15 protein-coding genes and 1 pseudogene are annotated in these 20,718 nt (G+C 63.9%); 5 read left to right on the forward strand and 11 right to left on the reverse strand.

Going from position 1 to position 20,718, the window contains the following annotated elements:
- Nucleotides 1-78: 78 nt before the first annotated feature.
- Complete coding sequence (locus ACVWZ4_RS01175; protein WP_456739679.1) at nucleotides 79-1,509, reverse strand: aldehyde dehydrogenase family protein; 1,431 nt, start codon at nucleotides 1,507-1,509, stop codon at nucleotides 79-81.
- 189 nt (nucleotides 1,510-1,698) lie between these two features.
- Entirely contained in the window at nucleotides 1,699-4,062 is a 2,364-nt protein-coding gene (locus tag ACVWZ4_RS01180) for a transketolase (protein WP_456739680.1), read from the reverse strand.
- A 135-nt stretch (nucleotides 4,063-4,197) separates the two neighbouring features.
- Between ACVWZ4_RS01180 and ACVWZ4_RS01185 the strand changes: the two genes are divergently transcribed.
- Nucleotides 4,198-4,659: an Lrp/AsnC family transcriptional regulator gene (locus ACVWZ4_RS01185; protein ID WP_456789948.1), complete on the forward strand. Its 462-nt coding sequence runs from the start codon at nucleotides 4,198-4,200 to the stop codon at nucleotides 4,657-4,659.
- Here the strand turns inward: ACVWZ4_RS01185 and ACVWZ4_RS01190 are convergent.
- The 8 genes and pseudogenes from ACVWZ4_RS01190 to ACVWZ4_RS01225 all read right to left on the reverse strand — a co-directional run bounded on the left by ACVWZ4_RS01190 (nucleotide 4,551) and on the right by ACVWZ4_RS01225 (nucleotide 15,261).
- Nucleotides 4,551-5,867 (reverse strand): zinc-binding dehydrogenase, encoded by a 1,317-nt coding sequence (locus tag ACVWZ4_RS01190; RefSeq protein ID WP_456789949.1) that lies wholly within the window; start codon nucleotides 5,865-5,867, stop codon nucleotides 4,551-4,553. The two genes, ACVWZ4_RS01185 and ACVWZ4_RS01190, sit on opposite strands and share 109 nt — an antisense overlap.
- A gap of 60 nt (nucleotides 5,868-5,927) precedes the next feature.
- On the reverse strand, nucleotides 5,928-6,872 hold the full coding sequence (locus ACVWZ4_RS01195) for a DMT family transporter (protein WP_456705213.1): 945 nt from the start codon (nucleotides 6,870-6,872) through the stop codon (nucleotides 5,928-5,930).
- Between the two features lie 185 nt (nucleotides 6,873-7,057).
- Nucleotides 7,058-7,898 (reverse strand): annotated as a pseudogene (locus ACVWZ4_RS01200) (aldo/keto reductase).
- A 233-nt stretch (nucleotides 7,899-8,131) separates the two neighbouring features.
- Nucleotides 8,132-10,837 (reverse strand): nitrate reductase, encoded by a 2,706-nt coding sequence (locus ACVWZ4_RS01205; protein WP_456739683.1) that lies wholly within the window; start codon nucleotides 10,835-10,837, stop codon nucleotides 8,132-8,134.
- Nucleotide 10,838: 1 nt separating this feature from the next.
- A complete protein-coding gene (locus tag ACVWZ4_RS01210; RefSeq protein WP_456739684.1) occupies nucleotides 10,839-12,056 on the reverse strand; it encodes an NAD(P)/FAD-dependent oxidoreductase in 1,218 nt (405 codons plus the stop codon).
- 10 nt (nucleotides 12,057-12,066) lie between these two features.
- On the reverse strand, nucleotides 12,067-12,495 hold the full coding sequence (locus ACVWZ4_RS01215) for a globin family protein (protein ID WP_456739685.1): 429 nt from the start codon (nucleotides 12,493-12,495) through the stop codon (nucleotides 12,067-12,069).
- Nucleotides 12,496-12,617: 122 nt separating this feature from the next.
- A complete protein-coding gene (locus tag ACVWZ4_RS01220) occupies nucleotides 12,618-14,009 on the reverse strand; it encodes an MFS transporter (RefSeq protein WP_456738032.1) in 1,392 nt (463 codons plus the stop codon).
- A gap of 334 nt (nucleotides 14,010-14,343) precedes the next feature.
- Nucleotides 14,344-15,261, reverse strand: a complete 918-nt coding sequence (locus ACVWZ4_RS01225) for an intradiol ring-cleavage dioxygenase (protein WP_456702392.1) — start codon at nucleotides 15,259-15,261, stop codon at nucleotides 14,344-14,346.
- Between the two features lie 157 nt (nucleotides 15,262-15,418).
- Here ACVWZ4_RS01225 and ACVWZ4_RS01230 point away from each other — a divergent pair, with 157 nt between their 5' ends.
- Nucleotides 15,419-16,693: a serine hydrolase domain-containing protein gene (locus tag ACVWZ4_RS01230; protein ID WP_456739686.1), complete on the forward strand. Its 1,275-nt coding sequence runs from the start codon at nucleotides 15,419-15,421 to the stop codon at nucleotides 16,691-16,693.
- A 256-nt stretch (nucleotides 16,694-16,949) separates the two neighbouring features.
- Here the strand turns inward: ACVWZ4_RS01230 and ACVWZ4_RS01235 are convergent, their stop codons facing one another.
- The gene (locus tag ACVWZ4_RS01235; RefSeq protein ID WP_456702390.1) at nucleotides 16,950-17,183 is read right to left on the reverse strand and encodes a hypothetical protein; all 234 of its coding nucleotides are present in this window, start codon (nucleotides 17,181-17,183) and stop codon (nucleotides 16,950-16,952) included.
- A gap of 137 nt (nucleotides 17,184-17,320) precedes the next feature.
- Here ACVWZ4_RS01235 and ACVWZ4_RS01240 point away from each other — a divergent pair, with 137 nt between their 5' ends.
- The 3 genes from ACVWZ4_RS01240 to ACVWZ4_RS01250 all read left to right on the forward strand — a co-directional run bounded on the left by ACVWZ4_RS01240 (nucleotide 17,321) and on the right by ACVWZ4_RS01250 (nucleotide 20,623).
- Complete coding sequence (locus tag ACVWZ4_RS01240; RefSeq protein ID WP_456702389.1) at nucleotides 17,321-17,665, forward strand: DUF1236 domain-containing protein; 345 nt, start codon at nucleotides 17,321-17,323, stop codon at nucleotides 17,663-17,665.
- 338 nt (nucleotides 17,666-18,003) lie between these two features.
- The gene (locus ACVWZ4_RS01245) at nucleotides 18,004-19,461 is read left to right on the forward strand and encodes a sensor histidine kinase (RefSeq protein ID WP_456705212.1); all 1,458 of its coding nucleotides are present in this window, start codon (nucleotides 18,004-18,006) and stop codon (nucleotides 19,459-19,461) included.
- 16 nt (nucleotides 19,462-19,477) lie between these two features.
- Entirely contained in the window at nucleotides 19,478-20,623 is a 1,146-nt protein-coding gene (locus tag ACVWZ4_RS01250) for a mandelate racemase/muconate lactonizing enzyme family protein (protein WP_456739687.1), read from the forward strand.
- Nucleotides 20,624-20,718: the final 95 nt, after the last annotated feature.

A 20,718-nucleotide genomic window follows, 5' to 3' on the forward strand; every position in this document is an offset into this window, starting at 1 on the left:
TACGAACTACGAAGGACTGCAATAAAAAACGCCGGAGCAGTCTCCCGCTCCGGCGTCGCGTCGTTCAGCCGCGAAAACTTACGCCGCGTTGAAGCCGGCGACGGCCTTCACTTCGAGGAAGTCCTCGAGGCCGTACTTGCCCCACTCGCGGCCGTTGCCCGACTGCTTGTAGCCGCCGAACGGCGCGGTGCGATCGTTCGGCACGCCCTGGAGGTTGACGTTGCCGGCGCGGATCTGGCGGCCGATGCGCTTGGCGTCCTCGACCGAAGCACCGGAGACATAGCCGGCGAGACCATACGGCGTGTCGTTGGCGATGTGCACGGCCTCGGCTTCGTCCTTGGCACCGAGGATGGTCAGCACCGGTCCGAAGATCTCTTCGCGCGCAATCGTCATCTCGGGGGTGACGTCGGCGAAGATGGTCGGGCGGACATAGAAGCCCTTGTTGACGCCTTCGGGCAGGCCCGGGCCGCCGGCGACGAGCGTTGCGCCCTCGTCGATGCCCTTCTTGATCAGCGCCTGGATCTTGTCCCACTGGCCGCGGTTGACGACAGGGCCGATGGTGGTGCCTTCGGCGCGCGGATCGCCCGCCTTGGTCTTGTCGGCGACAGCCTTCGCGATCGCGGCGACTTCCTTCATCTTCGACAGCGGCACGATCATGCGCGAGGGCGCGTTGCAGGACTGACCGGAGTTGTTGAACATGTGCATCACGCCGCCGGTCACCGCCTTCGTGAGGTCGGCGCCTTCGAGGATGATGTTCGGCGACTTGCCGCCGAGCTCCTGGCTGACACGCTTCACGGTGGGCGCCGCGCGCTTCGCAACATCGATGCCCGCGCGGGTCGAGCCGGTGAAGGAAATCATGTCGATGTCGGGGTGCTCGCTCATGGCGGCGCCGACCTCGGGGCCGAGGCCGTTGACGAGGTTGAACACGCCCTTCGGCACGCCGGCTTCATGGAGGATTTCCGCAAAAATCAAAGCCGAGGTCGGCGTGAACTCGCTGGGCTTCAGGATCATGGTGCAGCCGGCGGCGAGCGCGGGCGCGACCTTGCAGGCGATCTGGTTCAGCGGCCAGTTCCATGGCGTGATCATGCCGACGACGCCGATCGGCTCGCGCAGCACCATGGCGGTACCGATGGGTTCCTCGAAATGATAGTTCTTGAGCACGTCGAGCGTGGTCATGAGATGGCCCAAACCAGCGCCGGCCTGGAGCTTCTCCGCCATCGGCAGCGGCGCGCCCATCTCGTCGGAGACGGCGGCGCCGATCTCCTTGAGGCGGCCCTTGTAGACTTCGATGATCTTTGAGAGCAGCGCGACGCGCTCCTCACGGCTGGTCTGGGAGAAGGTCGCAAAGGCGCGCTTGGCCGCAGCAACCGCCTTGTCCACGTCGGCCTTGGAGCCGAGCGCAACGTCGTACATTGCCTCTTCGGTCGCCGGATTGACGACCGGAGTCGACTTCTTGACGGCGGGATCGACCCAGGCGCCGTCGATATAGAATTGCATGCGATTGACCATCGTTAACCTCTTTTTGGGGGCTTGGGGCGTTTCGGCAGGCATCCTTGCACGAAAGCGCCAGCAATTGAACCCGCCATATGCAGGGCCAGCGTTGCGGAGGAGGAAGGCTATGTCAGCCGATGGCGGGAACGCGGCAAGGTGACCCTGCCGTCATTCCCGGGGCGCGCATTATCGCTCCGGTTACCTCGACTACACCGCCATCTTGCGATGGAGCACCGGTGCGCCGGTGGTGAGGCTTTCGGCCGCATCGATGATCGCATTCGCGTCGATGCCGTAGTGGCGGTAGAGGTCGGCGATGGTGCCGGTCTGGCCGAACTGCTCGACGCCGAGCGCCTCGACGCGGTTGCCCCGGACGCTGCCGAGCCAGCCGAGCGCGGAAGGATGGCCGTCGATCACGGTCACGATGCCGCAGTCGCGCGGTAGCGGCGCCAGGAGCTTTTCGACGTGGCTGAGATGCTGCACGCCGCGGCGGTCGCGCCGCAATTTCCGCGCGGCAGTCCAGCCCGAGTGAAGGCGATCCGCAGAGGTGATCGCCAGCAGGCCGACGTCGCGCCTGTCCTCGCCGATGAACCCGGTCGCCTCGATCGCTTCGGGCGCCACTGCGCCGGTATAGGCGATCACGACTTCGGCATTTGGGCCGGGCTTGCGCAACCAATAGGCGCCGTCGGTGATGCCTTGTTGCAGTTCCGGCGTCATGATCCGCTGCGCCTGCTCGATCGAGCGCGTCGACAGGCGGAGATAGACCGAGCCGCCCTCGCCCGGATCACGCTGCATGTGCTCGAAACCCCAACCCATGATCACCGCGAGCTCGTCGACGAAAGCCGGCTCGAAGGAGGCGAGCCCGTCCTGCGCCATGCCGATCAGCGGTGTCGCGATCGACTGGTGGGCGCCGCCCTCGGGCGCCAGCGTGATGCCTGACGGCGTCGCCGCCACCATGAAGCGCGCATCCTGGTAGCAGGCGTAGTTGAGCGCATCGAGCCCGCGTTCGATGAAGGGATCATAGAGCGTGCCGACCGGCAGCAGCCGCGCGCCATTGATCTGGTGCGACAGGCCGAGCGCCGAGAGCATGATGAACAGGTTCATCTCGGCGATGCCGAGCTCGAGGTGCTGGCCCTTCGGCGAGAACTCCCAATTGAAGGTAGACGGAATTTTCTCGCTGCGGAATAAATCCGCCTTCTCGCCGCGCGCGAACAGGCCGCGCCTGTTCACCCAGGGACCGAGATTGGTCGAGACCGTGACGTCGGGCGAGGTCGTGACGATGCGTTGCGCCAGCTCGCTGTCGCCGCGCGCGATCTCGTTCAGCACCAAGCCGAAGCCCTGTTGCGTCGACATCTGCGGCGACGGCTTGAACGCGAGCTGCTGTGGGACGTCGACAACGGGCGCGGTGAGCCTGCGGCCGTCCCTATTGAACGGTACGCGCGCGAGGAAGGCGTCGAGCTCAGCGGCGTCCTGCGTCAGGCCTTCATACTTGTCCCATTCGTGGCCGGGGCGGATGTTCTGGCTGTCGCGATATTTCTCCATTTGCGCGACCGTCATCAGGCCGGCGTGGTTGTCCTTGTGCCCCTGGAACGGCAGGCCGACGCCCTTGATGGTGTAGGCGATGAAGCAGACCGGGCGATCGTGGTCGATGGACTCGAACGCCTCGACCATGCTCGCCATGTCATGGCCGCCGAGATTCGACATCAGCGCCAGCAGCTCCTCGTCGCTGCGCTTGTCGATCAGCGCGGTGATCGGGCCCTGGTCGCCGATCTCGTCGTGCAGATGCTTGCGGAAAGCGGCGCCGCCCTGGAAGCACAGCGCGGCGTAGAGCGCGTTCGGGCAATTGTCGATCCAGCCCTTCAGCGCCTCGCCACCGGGTTCGGCAAACGCCTCGCGCATCAGCCGGCCGTATTTCACGATGACGACGTCCCAGCCGAAATTTCGGAACATGGTCTCGAACTTTTCCCAGAGACCTTCGCGCACGACGGCGTCCAGCGACTGCCTGTTGTAGTCGACCACCCACCAGGTGTTGCGCAGGCCATGCTTCCACCCCTCCGCAAGCGCCTCGAAGATGTTGCCCTCGTCCATCTCGGCGTCGCCGACGAGCGCGATCATCCGCCCCTCGCCGCGATCCCTCATCCAGCCATGGGCCTTGACGTAGTCCTGCACCAGCGAAGCAAACAGCGTCTGCGCGACGCCGAGACCGACCGAGCCAGTGGAGAAATCGACGTCGTCGACGTCCTTGGTGCGCGACGGATAGGACTGCGCGCCCTTGAAGCCGCGGAAATTCTCCAGCTTCTCGCGGCTCTGCCGGCCGAACAGATATTGAATGGCGTGGAACACCGGGCTCGCATGCGGCTTCACCGCGACGCGATCTTCCGGGCGCAGCACATGGAAATACAGGGCCGACATGATCGTCGCGAGCGAGGCTGAGGAGGCCTGATGGCCGCCGACCTTCAGCCCGTCCGTGTTGGGCCTGACGTGGTTGGCGTGGTGGATGGTCCAGGACGACAGCCACAGCGCCTTGCGGGCCAGCGCGGTCAAGGTATCGAGACGGGCGGAATCAACGGGCATGGCAAATGCTCCCGGAAAACAGGTCCGGCGATGATACCCCTGTGCGCGGCACCAGTTTTTTCAATTTTTCGCGCCGTACGCCCCGATATTGGGATACCTTACCAAGAACTTCGCCAAACCATGGGTTTTGTTCCAATGACCGAGCTCGACGCCATCGACCGCAAGATCCTCGCTTTGCTGCAGAACGACAGCCGGCTGACCATGCAGGAACTCGCAGACAAGGTCGGGCTCTCGGTCTCGCCCTGCCATCGCCGGGTCAAGCTGCTGGAGGAGCGCGGCGTGATCTCGCGGTACATCGCGACGGTGGATCAGAAGGCGCTGGGGCTGCATGTCAGCGTCTTCATCTCGATCAAGCTGGCGCGGCAGAAGGAGGAGGATCTCAATCGCTTCGCGCGCGCCATCTCGAAATGGGACGAGGTGCTGGAGTGCTATCTGATGACCGGCAACCGCGACTATCTCCTGCGCGTCGTCGCGGCCGACCTCGCCTCCTACGAGACCTTCCTGAAGACAAAACTGACCCGGCTCGACGGCATCGCCTCGATCGAATCGAGCTTTGCGCTCAGCCAGGTCAAATATTCGATCGCGCTTCCGGTATGAGGCGACGCTCCTTCCTCGTCATTGCGTGCGCAGCGAAGCAATCCAGACTGTCGGTGGAACAATTCCGGATTGCTTCGACGGACCAGCGCAAAATTGCTACGCAATTTTGTCGCGGGCTCCCCGCAATGGCGGTGCACTACCGCCACGGCTGCACGATGATCTTGGTGTGCGCCTCGGGATTGGCGAGATCGGCGAAGGCCTTTGCGACGCCGTCGATGCCCACTTCCGCAGTCACCATGGCGGCAGCGTCGACCCGCGATCAGGCGCAGCGATGCCGCAAACTCCTCCGGCGTGTAGCCGAGCACGTACTGGACGTTGAGCTCCTTCATGATGCCGAGCATGGGCTCGTTTCTGTCGTTCTCCATGCAGACGCCGACCACGACGATTTTGGCATCGCGGGGCGCGCCCTCGAACACTTGTTGCAGCAGGCCGGGTATGCCGACACATTCGAAGATCAGCGCAGGCTTCAGCGCCGGCAGCATGGCCTGGAACGGCGGCCGCGCCGCTTTCTCTGCCTCCGACATCTGCGCGTGCTCGGCCCAGGTCGCATAGGGCTGCGATAGCAGGGGATCGACGACGATGTCGGCACCGAGCTTTGCGGCAAGCGCACGCCGCGTCGGCGAATAATCGGCGGCGACGATCGGGTGCAGACCCTTGATCTTCAGCGCCGCAATCACCGCGAGCCCGACCGGGCCGCAGCCGATGACCAGCGGCACCTCACCGCCTTGGATATTTGCCTTCGCCACCGCGTGAACGCCGACCGCGAGCGGTTCGGTCAATGCGGCATGTTCCGGCGCGAGGCCATTGGGCACTTCCAGCAGCAACGGCTCGCTGAGCAGCATCGCTTCCGCATAGCCGCCGACAAAGTCGTTGGAATAGCCGATGCCTTTGATGCCATCCGGCGTCAGCAGCGCCGGGAGCGAGCACACATGCGTGCCCGGCTTGAGTTTTCGCGCTGTACCCGGGCCGTAGTCGACGATCTCGCAGCAGAACTCGTGGCCGAACACGACGTCGCGCGACAGATCCATCGGCGTACGTCCGGTCTTCCTGGCCATCTCCACCATCCGCGCCGCATGCTGGCGCGCGTGCAGGTCGGAGCCGCAAATGCCGCAAGCGAGCGTCTTGACCAGCACCTGGCCGGGGCCGGGCTTCGGCTCGGCCATTTGGCCAACCACAATCTCACCGTTCCTGAAAATCGCAGCCCGCATCCGGCTCCTCCCGTTACGTTGGTACCGTTGATACCACGTATCGGGACGCGCAATCTTGCGTCAGGGATTTGGAGAACGCGCGGCCTGCACCAGCAGCTGGGCACGGCGGATGCGCTCGCGATGGGCGATGTAGAGACCGCTGGCGACGATGAAGGCGGCGCCCGTGACGGTCCAGACATCAGGCACTTCACCGAACAGGAAGAAGCCCAGAATGCTGACCCAGAGCAATTGCGTATAGGAGAACGGCGCCAGCACCGAGGCATCGCCGTAGCGATAGGCCAGCACGATGATCCACTGGCCGACCGTGGAGGCAACACCGATCACGATGCCCAGGCCAATGCCGGTCCAGGTCGGCGTCACCCAGACGAAAGGCACCATCACGCTGAGGATCGCAACGCCCGTGAGCGCCGAGTATGCCATCGTAGTGAGAACCGCTTCGCGCCCGCTCATCATGCGCGTCATGATCAACGCGGCAGCCCAGCAGAAGGCAGAGACGATCGGAAAGAAGGCGGCGACGTGGAACGCGCTCGAGCCCGGCCGCAGGATGATCATAACGCCCACGAGGCCGATCGCTGTTGCGATCCAACGCCGCATCCCGACCTTCTCGCTGAGGAAGATGATCGACAGCGCGGTGACGAACAGCGGCGAGACGAAGCCGGTGGCAGACGCTTCCGCGATGGGAAGGAAACGCAGACCAGTGATGAAGAACAGCGAGGAGCCGAGCAATGCGACGCCGCGCATCAATTGCAGCCCTGGGCGTTCGGTGCGCATCGCATGCAGCGGCGAGCCCGGCACCATCACCGGCGCGAACATCAGCGCGAAAGTCAGGAAGCGGATCCAGGTGATCTCGATCGACGGCAGGCTCGACGAAAGATATTTGGCTGTGACGTCGGAGCAACCGAGGAACACGGTCGACAGCAGCACCAGCGCGATACCTTTGAAGGGATGATCGACGCGCGCAGGCGCACGGCGAGCCTTCTGCTTCTTCTCCTGCACGGCAGGCATGGCAATACTGTCGAGCCTTGCGGCTGCGGCGGGCGGCGGTGTCACGGCTAAACCTGGGAACTTCGATTCGGGAACGACTGTAAAAAACGACAAATAGGCCGCCTTCACAACTTCCGAAAACAGGATGCCGATATGCGCTCACGTCCGCGCGCGTCAATACTCCATTAATAATGCAGGATTGTGCACTACAGCATGGGCAGGCTGCGCGGCTTCGGACCGCGCGGAAACGCCGCCTCCAGCGCCGAAATCTCTTCTTTCGTCAGCACGAGATCGCCGGCGGCCGCATTTTCGCCGGCATGTTCCGCCGACGACGCCTTCGGGATCGCAAACACCGTACCGGTACGGGTGAGGAAACTCAGCGCGACCTGACGCGGGGTAGCGCGACGCGCCTCCGCAATGTGCGCCAGCACGGCACCGCCCTTGCTGCGCTCATCGGGAAAATCATCATGCCCGAACGGTGAATAGGCGACGACAGCGACACCGTTCCGCTCGCACCACGGGATCACCGCATGCTCGATCGCGCGCTCCCTCAGATGATAGAGCACCTGATTGCAGGCGATCTTGCCTTCGCCCGAAACCTCCAAGATTTCGTCGAGGTCTTCGGCGTCGAAATTGGAGACACCCCAGGATTTGATCTTGCCTGATGTCACCAGTTCCTCGAATGCGGCGACGGTATCTTCAAAATCATACGAACCGCGCCAGTGCAGCAGATAGCAGTCGAGCCGATCGGTGTTCAGCCGCTTCAGCGAGCGCTCGCAGGCCGTGATGGTGCCGCGGCGCGAGGCGTTGCTCGGCAGCACCTTCGAAACCAGGAACACCTCGTCGCGGCGGCCGGCAATCGCATCGGCAATGACAAGCTCAGCATCGCCATACATCTCGGCAGTGTCGATATGGGTCATGCCGAGATCGAGCCCGCGCCGAAGCGCCGCGATCGCGCGCTTGCGGTCACCGTGATCGAGATACCAGGTCCCCTGCCCGATGACGGAGACGTTGGCGCCCGGTTTTGCCGAACGGGTGCGTGTTCATGTTTGTCTCCGATCCCAGCTGCCCACGTCCTCCTGGCATAAGCCAGGATCCACAACACAGGAAAATGCTGTTGCAGTAGATAGTGGCCACACTGCGCTTCGACAACGCGGATCGAGGTCATGGGTCCCGACTTACGCCAGGACGACGATCGGCAGATACCGCATTCGACTGCCTCGGCACCGTCATTGCGAGCGCAGCGAAGCGATCCGGAATCTTTCCGAGGTGGGCCGGGCCTACCCTGCCGCGCCAGCGAGCTTGGCCTCTTTCACCGGCATTGCCTCCGTGGCCGCGATCAGGCGCTTCAGCTCGGGAATGCAGGAGCCGCAATTGGTGCCGGCCTTGAGCTTGGCTCCGATCTCGGCGGCGGTGCGCGCGCCTGATGCGATGGTATCGCAGATGGTGCCGCGGCCGACGCCGAAGCAGGCGCAGACGATCGGGCCGGTCGCCGCGGCGCCCTCGCCGGACTTGCCTGACAGCAGCATGCGGCGCTGATCATCGGTGACGCGATCGGCCGCGAACAGGCTCTTGACCACCTCCCAGTCGCCGGCATCGTGCGCCGGGCCGACGAACAGGCAGGTCTCGATGCGATCTCCCGCGAATGACGCCGCACGATAAACGCCGCCACCGAAATCGCGATAGTCGGCCACGTCCTCGCCAGCGAGGCCGTCGAGCCAGGCCGGCCAGCGCGACAGGTCGGCGTTGTCCGCGAAGAGATAGCCGAACCCGCCCGCGACGGTTGCGCGGGTCCACAGCAGGTTCGGCGGCAGTTCGAGCTGCTTCCGCGAGAGCGCAAAGCCGCGGAACACGAATTCATACGGCGCGATCGCCGCAGGTGTCGCCTTCGATTCCGGCTGACCGGAAAATGGATCCGTGAACGATGCGACCAGCGCACCGACGCGGCCGTGCGAGGCGTTCATCGCGCTCCAGTGGATCGGCACGAACAACGCGCCGCGCTGCTGCCCCTCACTGACGACGGCTTTCAAGATGCACTGGCCGCAATCGGTGGTGATGCGGGCATAGCCGTCATGGGCAATGCCGTATTTTGCGGCATCGTTAGGATGAATCTCGACGAACGGCTCGGGCAGGTGCGCGCCAAGCCGCTGGCTCAGCCCCGTGCGCGTCATGGTGTGCCACTGGTCGCGGATGCGCCCGGTGTTGAGCCTGAGGGGACGCGACGGCCCGGTCTCGCTGCGCAGCGCCGGCACTTCAGGCGCGACGAAGCGGCCCTTGCCGTCGTTCGTGAAAAAGCCCCCGGTCGCAAAGAAGCGTTCGCCCGGAGCCTCGCCCTCGCGCGCGGGCCACTGCACCGGCGTCAGGGCATCGAAGGCTTCATCGGACAGCGACGTCAGCGCGCCAATGTCGAAATCGCGGCTGCCATTGTTCTCGAACGCCGAGAGCGCGGCGTGCTCGCGGAAAATCTCGGCGGCGGATTTGTAATTGAAACTGTCGCCGAAGCCGAGCCGCTTGGCGGTCTCACTGAGGATCCACCAATCGGGGCGCGCCTCACCCGGTGCAGGCAGGAACGAGCGCTGGCGCGAGATGCGGCGTTCGGAATTGGTCACCGTGCCCGACTTCTCGCCCCAGGCGAGCGCCGGCAGCAGCACATGCGGGCCGGCTTCGACCGTGTCGTTGGAGAGCACGTTCTCGGAGACGACGAACAGCTCGAGCTTCTTCAGCGCCTCGCGCACGAAGTCCGCGTCGGGCAGTGACACCGCCGGGTTCGTGCCCATCACCCATAGCGCCTTGACCTCGCCGCGATTGATCGCCTCGAACAGCTGCACCGCCTTCAGCCCCTCATGGGTGGCAATGCGGGGCGCCTTCCAGAACCGCCTGACGCGGTCGATATCCGGCGGCGTGAAGCCCATATGCGCGGCCAGCATATTGGCGAGGCCACCGACCTCGCGCCCACCCATCGCATTGGGCTGACCCGTGAGCGAGAACGGCGAAGCGCCCGGCTTGCCGATGCGTCCCGTCGCGAGATGGCAGTTCAGGATCGCGTTGACCTTGTCGGTGCCCTGCGCCGACTGGTTGACGCCCTGCGAGTAGAGCGTGACGACGCGCTCGGTGTCGCGGAACATCCTGAAGAAGGTCGCGACGTCCTGCTCGGAGAGGCCTGTCGCCAGCGCAGTCGCCGCAACGCTGCCCGCGATGTTGCGCGCGCGTGCGAGTGCGTCGTCGAAGCCCGACGTGTTCTGCGCGATATAACGCTGATCCAGCGCGCCGCTGTCGGCGAGGTGGACGAACAGGCCCGAGAACAGCGCGGCATCGGTTCCGGGCTTGAGCCCGAGGAACAGATCGACGTCGCTCGCAGTATCGGTGCGCCGCGGATCGACCACGATCATCCGCGCGCCGCGCTCCTGTCGGTTCTTCAACATGCGCTGGAACAACACGGGATGGCACCAGGCCGCATTCGAGCCGACCAAGACCAGCAGATCGGCCTGGTCGAGATCCTCATAGCAGCCCGGCACGGTGTCTGCCCCGAAGGCTCGGCGGTGGCCGGCGACCGAGGACGACATGCAGAGCCGCGAATTGGTGTCGACATTCGCGGTGCCGACAAAGCCCTTCATCAGCTTGTTGGCGACGTAATAATCCTCCGTGAGGAGCTGGCCGGAGAGATAGAACGCGACCGCATCGGCGCCGTCGCGCGCGACGATGTGCTGCATGCGATGGGCGACGTGATCGAGCGCATCGCTCCAGGCAACGCGTTCCAGCACACCCTTGCAACGGATCATCGGATGGAGCAGCCGGCTCTCGAGTCCGACGGTCTCGCCGAGCGCGGAGCCCTTCGAGCACAGCCGGCCGAAATTGGCGGGATGGTCAGGATCGCCGGCGATCGCCGCACCGCCGGCGCCGTCGGGCGTTGCGAGCACGCCGCAGCCGACGCCGCAATAGGGACACGTCGTCTTGGCGGTGCGGAGCGCCGGATCGATCGCCGTCATATCAGGCAGCTTTCGAAGGAAGCGCGAGCGCGCGGCCGAACATCATGTCGGCGCGGAACGTCGCGATCTTCTCGCGGGTGCGGATCAACTCGAGATACCAGAGCGCTTCCGCAGTATCGCCGATCAGCACGGCGCCGGTCAGGCATCCGTCGGCGATCACGAGCTTCTTGTAGGTCCCGCGCCTGCGGTCCGACAGCACGAGGCTCTCGCTGCCGTCGGCGCCCATGAAGTCGCCGGCGGAGAACACGCTGACACCGGACACTTTCAGATTGGTCGAGACCACGCTGCCCGGATAGGCGGCGGGTCGGCCACCGAGATGCCGGGCCAGTACGCGCGCCTGCTCGTAGGCCGGTTCGACCAGGCCATAGCAGGTGCCGCGATGTTCGGCGCATTCGCCGAGCGCGTAGATGCCCGGTGACGCGGTCTGCATCTCGTCGTTGACGACGATGCCCCGGTTGACCGCGATGCCGGCTTCCCTGGCGAGCGCGATGTTGGGCCTGATGCCGGCAGCGAAGATCACGGCGTCCGCCTCGATCCGGCTGCCGTCGGCAAGCTCGACGGCCTCGACATGGCGCTCGCCGTGAATGCGGGCAGTCGAGGCATTGAGCATGATGCGGATGCCCTTGCGCTCGACCAGCGTCTTGAGCAGGCCGGCAGCCGCCGCATCGAGCTGGCGCTCCATCAGCCGGTCCATCAGATGCAGCAGCGTCACGGGCGCGCCGGCCTTGGCGAGACCATAAGCCGCTTCAAGGCCAAGCAGGCCGCCGCCGACCACGACGACGCGCTTCTTGGCCGCTGCAAGCGTCAACAGCAGATCGACATCGCGGGTGTCGCGAAAGGTGTGTACGCCGGCGAGATCGGCTCCGGGCACGTTCAGCCGCAGCGGCGTCGATCCCGTGGCGAGAACGAGCTTGGAGTATTCCATGCTCTCTTCGCCAGCGATCTTGAGCTCGCGGCGGCCGGTGTCGATCTCGGTGACGCGATAGCCATAGCGCACGGTGACGCCGCGATGGCGCCACCAGTCCGCAGGTCTCAGCTCGATCTCGTGCGAGCCGGTCTCGCCGGCCAGCACGGATGAGAGCAGCACGCGGTTGTAGGCGAGCCGCGGCTCATCGCCGATAACGGCAACCGCGTAGCGGCCGAGCGCGGTCTTGGCGAGTTCGTCGACCAGACGCGCTGCCGCCATACCGTTACCGACGATGACCAGCGGTTCACTCACGAGGCATCTCCTATTCGGCGGCCTGCGCCTGTGAGCCGTAGGCCTCGGATATCATGAAGCCGGACAGCACGCCGTAAGCGTCGGTCCAGGCGGTGGCGAGCTCGGGCGTCCAGGCCTCGCCAAGGCCCTTCTCCAGGGTCCACAGCAAGGTCGCGCCGACCACGGGATAGTGCTCGGCCTTGGCGCCGTAGGCGACGTGACGCTTGGCGAGCGCCGACGCCGCCGGAAGAATCGTTTCGAGATTCGACAGGCCGCCGACGACGGCGGCGAGCATGCCCATCAGCTTCTTGCGCTGCTCGGTCATGTCCTCTGGAAACATCGCGCGCACCGAAGGGGCAACTTCGAACAAGCGATCGTAGAACACCTGCGAGGCAGTTTCTGAAATCGGCGCGACTTTGGAAAAGCTTTGCTGCACGAGGGCGATCTGCTGAGGAGTCATGATGTTGTCCTGTCTGTTTCGGTCTGCCTTCGTCCGCGCCGCTGCGGAAAAAGTTCGTTGTTCAAACGTCATCAGAGCGGCTTCTCCCCGCGTACGGAGAGAAGCGATTTTGGTGCCGAGTGTCAGACCCGAGCCTCGGCGAGGCTTGGCGCGCCTGCAGCCTGCGGGCTGCGACGCAGATAGAACCACCAGGTCAATCCAAGGCAGACGGCGTAGAAGGCGAGGAAGACGGCGAGCGCGACCTGCGGTCCGCCCGTCATCGCGATCGACTTGCCGAAGCTGCTCGGGATCAGATAGCCGCCGACAGCACCGACCGCGCCGATGAAGCCGACAGCGGCACCGCTCTCGATGCTCGCGGTCTTCAGCGCCATCGCGCGCGCTGCATCGCCCTTGCCGCGTACCTTGAACAGGTTTTGTTCGCGGAAGATCGAGGGGATCATGCGGTAGGTCGAACCGTTGCCGATTCCCGTCGTCAGGAACAGGATCAGGAACATCGCGATGAATCCGGTGAAGTCCTTCTGCCCGACGAAGTAGAGCACCCCGATCGTAGCGGCCGCCATCGCGATGAAATTCCAGAAGGTGATGATGGAGCCGCCAACCTTGTCGGCGAGCCAGCCGCCGAACGGACGCGACAGCGAGCCAACCAGCGGACCGAGGAACGCGATCGAGATCGTGACCGTGGGAAACTGGGTCTTGATCAGCAGCGGAAACGCGGCGGAGTAGCCGATGAAGGAGCCGAACGTTCCGATGTAGATGAAGGCCATGATCCAGGTGTGCTTGCGCTTGACGATGGCAAGCTGGTTCTTGATCGACGACTTGGCCGAGGTCAGGTTGTTCATGAAGAACACGGCGCCGAACACCGCGATCGCGATCGGCAGCACCCACATCAGGCCTGCGTTCTGGAGATAGACGCCGCCGACCGGCGTTGCCTGGAACAGGTTGATGACGGCGAGCGTCATCAGGATCGGCGTCAGAAGCTGCACGCTGGAGACGCCGATATTGCCGCCGGCCGCGTTGAGGCCGAGCGCCCAGCCCTTCATGCGATCCGGGAAGAAGAAGGAGATGTTGGTCATGCTGGAAGCGAAATTGCCGCCGCCGAGACCGGCAGTCGAAGCAATGAGCAACATCAGCCAGAACGGCGTGTCGGGCTGGCTCACGAAGTAAGCAAGCGACAAGGTCGGAATGAACAGGATCGCCGCGCTGAAGATGGTCCAGTTGCGACCGCCGAAGGTCGTGACCGCGAAGGTATAGGGAAAGCGCATCAGCGCCCCGATCAGGCCGGGGACGGCGACAAGCTGGAACAGTTCGTCGGTCGAGTAGTGGAAGCCTGCCTGCGGCAGCTTGGTCGCGACGATGCTCCAGATCAGCCACACCGAGAAGCCGATATGCTCGGCAACGATTGACCAGATCAGGTTACGCCGGGCCACGGCTTTGCCGCCCGCGTTCCAGAACGCCTCATCTTCGGGGCGCCAGTCGGAAATCCACGTCTGACTCAGAGACGGATCCTTCGTCATTGATAATCCCTTTTGGTCGCACCGCTGCGTCGTTGCAGTCTGGGCCTACACGCGCGGAAGCATGCTCCGAGGCTTCACCCCGGCGGCGAGTTCACGATGCTGATTGATGATGTCGAGTGACGGCGTCGGTGGCGTCAGAGCCTGCTATTCAAGCTCTGTGCCAGCTCTCTCACTCTTAAGAAACACAAGAAATACAATCACTTGGATCGCCTGATGAAATCCTAGGCGCGCCTATAATTGCATCAAAAAGTCGCGACACGCCCAATTCTTGAATGACGATTCGCTCACTCCCTGTGCGGCGCACAACAAATGAGCGATTGCCTAAAAAGTGTCGTCAGGCGGGCTCGGCGGCCCTGGTTCCGAGCGGCTTGGGCGCGATGCCGCCGCCCGGCTTGAGATGGAACTCGTAGGTCATCAGATGCCATTGCCCGTTCGCCTTGGCACCGTCGGGCATCTCAGGGTCATTGCGCGGCTCGACCTTGGCGATGAGATCGTCCTTGACCCCGAACACGACGTCGGAATCGAGATATTTGTCGCCGTCCATGAAGACGTGCGTGATCAGCGGCTCATAACCGTTTGCATTGACCAGGAAGTGCACATGCGCCGGGCGCATCGGGTGGCGCCTGGTCTGCACGATCATCTCGCCGACCGGCCCGTCGGTCGGGATCGGATAGCTGCACGGCAGGATGGTGCGGAAGAAGAAGCGGCCGTCGCCGTCGGTGATGAAGCGCGCCCGTGCCGAGGCACCGACCTCGGCATAGTTCGCCTTCTGCGAATCGTAGAAGCCGTCATCGTCGGCATGCCAGACATCGACCGGAACGTTCGCAAGCGGCTTGCCCTGGAGATCGGTAACGCGGCTCTGCACGAACATCCGCTCGCCCGTGAGATTGTTCGGCGAGATGTCGGTGCCGTGCGCGGTCACCTTGTGCTCGCCGACATAGAACGGGCCGAGCACGGTGGTCTGGGTGGCGCCATCGCGGTCGCGATGGTTGACCGCGTCGACCAGCATGGAGACGCCGAGCACGTCGGAGAGCAGGATGAACTCCTGGCGGGTGTCGGTGCATTTCTGGCCGGTGCGGGTCAGGAAATCGATGGCGTATTCCCATTCCGCGAAGGTGAGACCAGTCTTGCTGACGTAATCGTGCAGCGACTTCACCAATTCTTGGAGAAGGAATTTCGCACGCGGATCTGGCGTGTTGTCGAAGCTCTTGACGACCGCTTCGGTGAGTTCTGTCTCGTTGAACTGGGTCATGGTGCGTTTGCCCTGATTTTCTCGTTGGCCCGGTCGGGCTCCTTGGCGTTCCCGGCTGAAATCTACACCTCGGGCAGCCCAGCGTTAAGCGCGACCGCTTGGAATGGGGCCATCATTTCGGCTATCAACGTGCGAGAAAAACAGCCTGGAGGAACCAATGCTCGCCCCGACCCCTGCCTCGCCCGAATCCGTGGGCATGTCCAAGGCCGCGTTCGACCGTATCGATGCGCATCTGAAGCTCAGGTACATCGATGCCGGCCGCTTCCCGGGCACGCATCTCCTGGTCTACCGCCGCGGCAAGATCGCCCACAGCTCGGTGCAGGGCCTTGCCGATGTCGAGCGCAAGGTACCCGTCAAGGACGACACCATCTATCGCATCTATTCCATGACCAAGCCGCTCACCAGCGTCGCTTTCATGATGCTGGTCGAGGAAGGCCTGGTCGCGATCGACGAGCCCGTCGCCAAGTACATTCCGGAATGGAAGAATCTGGGCGTGTTCGTCGCTGGCACCCACCCCAACTTCCTGACCCGGCCGCCGTCCCGGCCGATGCTGATCGTCGACCTGCTGCGCCACACCTCCGGGCTGACATACGGCTTCCAGCAGCGCTCCAATGTCGATGCCGCCTATCGCGCCGAGAAGATCGGCGAGGTCGAGAAATCGGGCACGCTCGATGGCATGATCGAGAGCCTCGCAAAAATTCCGCTGGAGTTCTCGCCGGGCGAGTCCTGGAACTACTCGGTCTCGACCGACGTGATCGGCTATCTCGTCGGCAAGATCTCGGGAATGCCGTTCGAGCAATTCCTGAAAACACGCATCCTCGATCCGCTCGGCATGACCGATACCGATTTTCATGTGCCGGCCTCGAAGGCGCATCGCTTCGCCGCCTGCTACAACGCCGATCCCGGCGGTGGCTTCACCATGCATGCCGGCCAGCGCCGGGAAGGGCTGACGCTCCAGGACGACCCGACCAAGAGCTCGTTCCTGTCCCCGCCATCCTTCATCTCCGGTGGCGGCGGGCTGTGCTCCACGATGGCTGACTATCTCACCTTCTGCCGCGCACTGCTCAACGGCGGCGAGCTTGGCGGCGTTCGCTTGATCGGACCGAAGACCCTGGCGCTGATGACCAGCAATCACATTCCCGGCGGACAGGCTCTGCCTGATGTGTCGCGCTCACTGTTCTCGGAGGCGACCTACAACGGCATCGGCTTCGGCCTCGGTTTTGCGGTGACGATGCGTCCCGCCGAGACCCTGATCGCCGGCAGCCCCGGCGAATACAATTGGGGCGGCGCGGCGACGACCTCGTTCTGGATCGATCCGGCCGAGGAGCTGATCACCATTTTCATGACGCAGGTGCTGCCGTCGAGCGCCTACCCGCTCCGCCGCGAGCTGCGCAGCATGGTCTACGCCGCCATCACCGACAGCAATCTCTGAGAATCCCGACATTTGTTGCAACAGGCTTTGCGAGCGATCGCGAAGCCTGTTGCTATTTTCCTAAAGCGCGATGAGATCGGGTCGAATCGTCATCGCGCTTCAGCTCCTTGTTTGAGCACGATCTTTTCGGAAAACCGCTTCACACTTTTCCGGATCATGCTCTAGTGGAAATGGCCAATCAAATAGATGCCGCCGCCGATCACCAGCACGGCGGGGACGGCCCACAAAATCAAAACCGGCATTTTTGTCGTCCTCCTCAGTTTGACGTGCAGACCTTGACGGTCTTCATGCTGCTCTCAGCCTCCGAGCGCGACTTGTAGACCGTGCCCGAGGGGCTGACGACGGTCATGCTGGTGTCGGTCGGCTTCTTGTCGACGACCGTGCACTTCTTGGTCTTGACGTCCTGCACGACGTAGAATTCGTCGGCCGCGAACGCCGGCACGGTGAATGCAGCAATCATCACGGCTGCGGTTGCGATCCTCAACTTCATTCTCTCCTCCTCCAATTGCCGGACATTCTGCGCCCGGTCGATCTACAAACGGGAAAAACTAGCAATTTGTTCCTATCGGCCGGGAACGTCATCTGCTGTGAGCTGTTGGTGCGGGGCTTATTCGTGAGGAGGACAAAATGAAGAAGCTGTTCCTGCTATCCGCAGCAGTGATGATGATCTCGACCGGCGCGTTCGCGCAATCGACCGTGGTCACGACGACTGGAACCAGTCATGCCGCGGCGGTTCAAATCGAGCCGCAATACCGGACGCGGATCAAATCCTACGTCACCGAACATCATCTGCGGCCGGTGACGACCAAGGAGAAGATCGTCGTCGGCGCCACGGTTCCGAGCGACGTCACGCTCGAGGCGGTTCCGGAGGATTGGGGTCCGGCTCTGACAAGGTATCGCTACGTCTATTCCGGCGATCGCGTGATGCTGGTGGATCCCGGCACGCGAGCCGTCGTGCAGGAAATTGATTAAGGCCTGATGCAGGGGCGGCCGCCCGCGAGGGCGGTCGCTCCTGCGGAGTTCATCACATGACATCGCATCGAGAAGCCCGCATCGCCGGGCTGAGCCTGGCAGCGGTGTATGCCGTGTGCCTGCTGCTCACCGCCGTAAGTATGAGCTGAAGCGCGGGCGACTGCGCTGCAAAATGTCGCCGATCCGCTACCCGGAGACGAAAATTCGTGGCGCCGCTCACACACTGACCGTATGGTTTGACAAAATCATAATCCGGCGCCACAGCGCCGGAACCGGGACGCCCGCTTTTGTCAAAGCTCTCCCTGCCGGTCCGGCTCGCTCTCCTGGTCACGGGAACGATGTTGCCGCTGATCGCCTTCGCCGTCGGCCTCGCTTATTCCAACTACCGTCAGGACCGCAGCGATGCGACACGCCGGGTGCTCGAGACGGTGCGAAGCATGCGCCTCGTGCTCGATTCCGAGGTGCAGCGGATGACGGGCGGACTGCAGGTGCTCGCGCTCAGCGAGTCCTTGCGCAACGGAGACTTCGAGGGCTTCCGCCGATTGGCCGTCGGCTTCATCAGTCAGTATGGCGAGGACAGCGTCCTGCTGCTGGCCGACCGGTCCGGGCACCAGCTGTTCTCGACGGCGACGACCGAAACGATGAACCTGCCGCCACGCAACAACCACGAGATCGTCGAGCGGGTGTTCGCGAGCAAGGCGCCGCAATATTCCGACCTGTTCGTCGGGGCGACGAAGAAACGGCCCATTGTGACGGTCGAAGTCCCCGTGCTGCGCGATGGCGAAGTCGCCTATGCGCTGTCCTTCAGTCCACCCATTGCGATATTCCAGAAGCTTGTCGAGCGGCAGCGGCCGAATGATCGATGGACCGTGTCGCTTCTGGACGCAAAAGGCCTGGTATTTGCTCGGGCTCCCAACCCGGCCGAGACGTTCGGCAAGAGGGCGTCGGGCGCGCTCTACGACACCATGTTTCGCACCCCGGAAGCCACCCTCTCGACTGTTTCGCTGGATGGTGTCGCACTGTCCTCCGCCTATACGCGGTCGCGGCTGACGGGCTGGACGGTCGTTGCCGGCGTCACCGAGAGTTCGCTGATCGCGCCATTGTGGCGCAACATCGCAATCACCAGCCTGATCGGCGGCGTGCTGCTGCTTGTCGGTCTGACCTTTGCGGTCCGGATGGCGACAACGATCGCGCGCGGGGAGATGCTGCACAGTCTCTTGATCGAGGAGCTCAACCACCGCGTCAAGAATACGCTCGCCTTGATGCAGGCCATCGCGGTGCAGACGTTTCGCAGCGCAAGCCGCGACGAGCGAACAAAGTTCGAGGGCCGCCTTGGCGCGCTTGCCGAAGCGCACAATCTCCTCAGCCAGGAGAAGTGGGCCGGCTCGGAGCTGCGGGACGTGATCGCGCGCGCGCTCCAGCCGTTCCTGCTCGCAAATCCCGATCGAATCCGGATCGCCGGCCCCGCGGTGCCACTGTCTCCACGGCTTGCCGTGGTGCTGTCGATGATCGTGCACGAGATCGCCACCAATGCCGCGAAATACGGCGCGCTGTCCAACCAGACCGGCCGAGTGACGCTGCAATGGGAGGTCATCGCCGACGCGCCGAAGCCGCGGTTGCGGCTGATCTGGACCGAGCTCGGCGGCCCGTTGGTGACGGCGCCCGTGCAGCGCGGCTTCGGCTCGCGCCTGATCGAGCGCAGCGCACGCGATCAGCTCGGCGGCGAGGCAACGGTGGACTTCTTGCCGCGCGGCGTGATCTGCACGGTCATTTGCGCGCTCGATGGGGAGCGGTGAACGGAGGATGTCGGCGATGAAGATCACGGGGATTCGCGGCCACTTCCTCGAGGCAAAGCTCTCGCAAGCTTTTGCCTATTCGCGGGCCTGGTACGACACCCGCACCGCGATGCTGGTCGAGATCGAGACCGATACGGGCCTGACCGGCTGGGGCGAATGCTACGGCCCGGCGCGGATGACGGCGGCCGTGGTGAACAACGTCGCATCCTGGCTGATCGGCAAAGATCCGCTACGCACGGATGTGTTGTGGCAGACGATCTACGCGCGTTTACGCGACCACGGCCAGAAGGGCGTCGTGATCCAGGGCCTCAGCGGCATCGACATCGCGCTGTGGGACATCAAGGGCAAGCATTTTGGCGTGCCCGCGCATCAGCTGCTCGGCGGCGCGGCGCGTAACGAGGTGCAGGCCTATGCCACCGGACTTTACCGGCGCAAATCGGGCGATCCGCTCGAATACCTGCCGGATGAAGCGGCCTCCTATGCCGGGGAAGGCTTTCGCGCCGTGAAGCTGAAGGTCGGCTTTGGCATCGCTGAGGACGCCGCGGTTACGCGCGCCGTGCGCGAGGCGATCGGTCCTGATGTCGCGCTGATGGTCGATGCCAACCACGCCTATGACGCCGTCGCCGCGATCCGGCTCGGACGGCTGATCGAGGCCCACGACATCGGATGGTTCGAGGAGCCGGTGCCGCCGGAGGACGTTGCGGGCTATCGCGCGGTGAAATCCGCGCTGACGATCCCGATCGCCGGCGGCGAGTGCGAGTTCACGCGCTTCGGCTTCCGCGATCTGTTCGCCTCGCACGCGCTCGATATCGCCCAGCCCGACACCTGCGCGGCCGGCGGCCTCACGGAATGCAAGAAGATCGCCGACATGAGCGAGGCCTTCGGCATCCGCTACAATCCGCATGTCTGGGGCACCGGCATCGCGATCGCGGCCTCGCTTCAGCTCCTCGCCGTGCTGCCCTCGCACACCCCGACCTCGCTGGCGCCGCTCGAGCCGCTGCTCGAATTCGACCGTACCGAACATCCGATCCGGCAGGAAATTCTGAAACAGCCGATCGAGCATGTGAAGGGCCTCGTTCGTGTGCCCGACGCTCCCGGCCTCGGTGTCGAGATCGACCGCAAGGCGCTGGCGCGATTTGGGGTGAGCTGGGACTGCAGTTAACGCTCATTGCGATTCGACCGGTGCGCCACAACGAAGGGACTGGAACCTTTTTGGAACTTTCCGGACCTCTCGCCAATCAACGGTCAGTGAAACCT

This window comes from Bradyrhizobium sp. USDA 4472, from assembly GCF_054058595.1.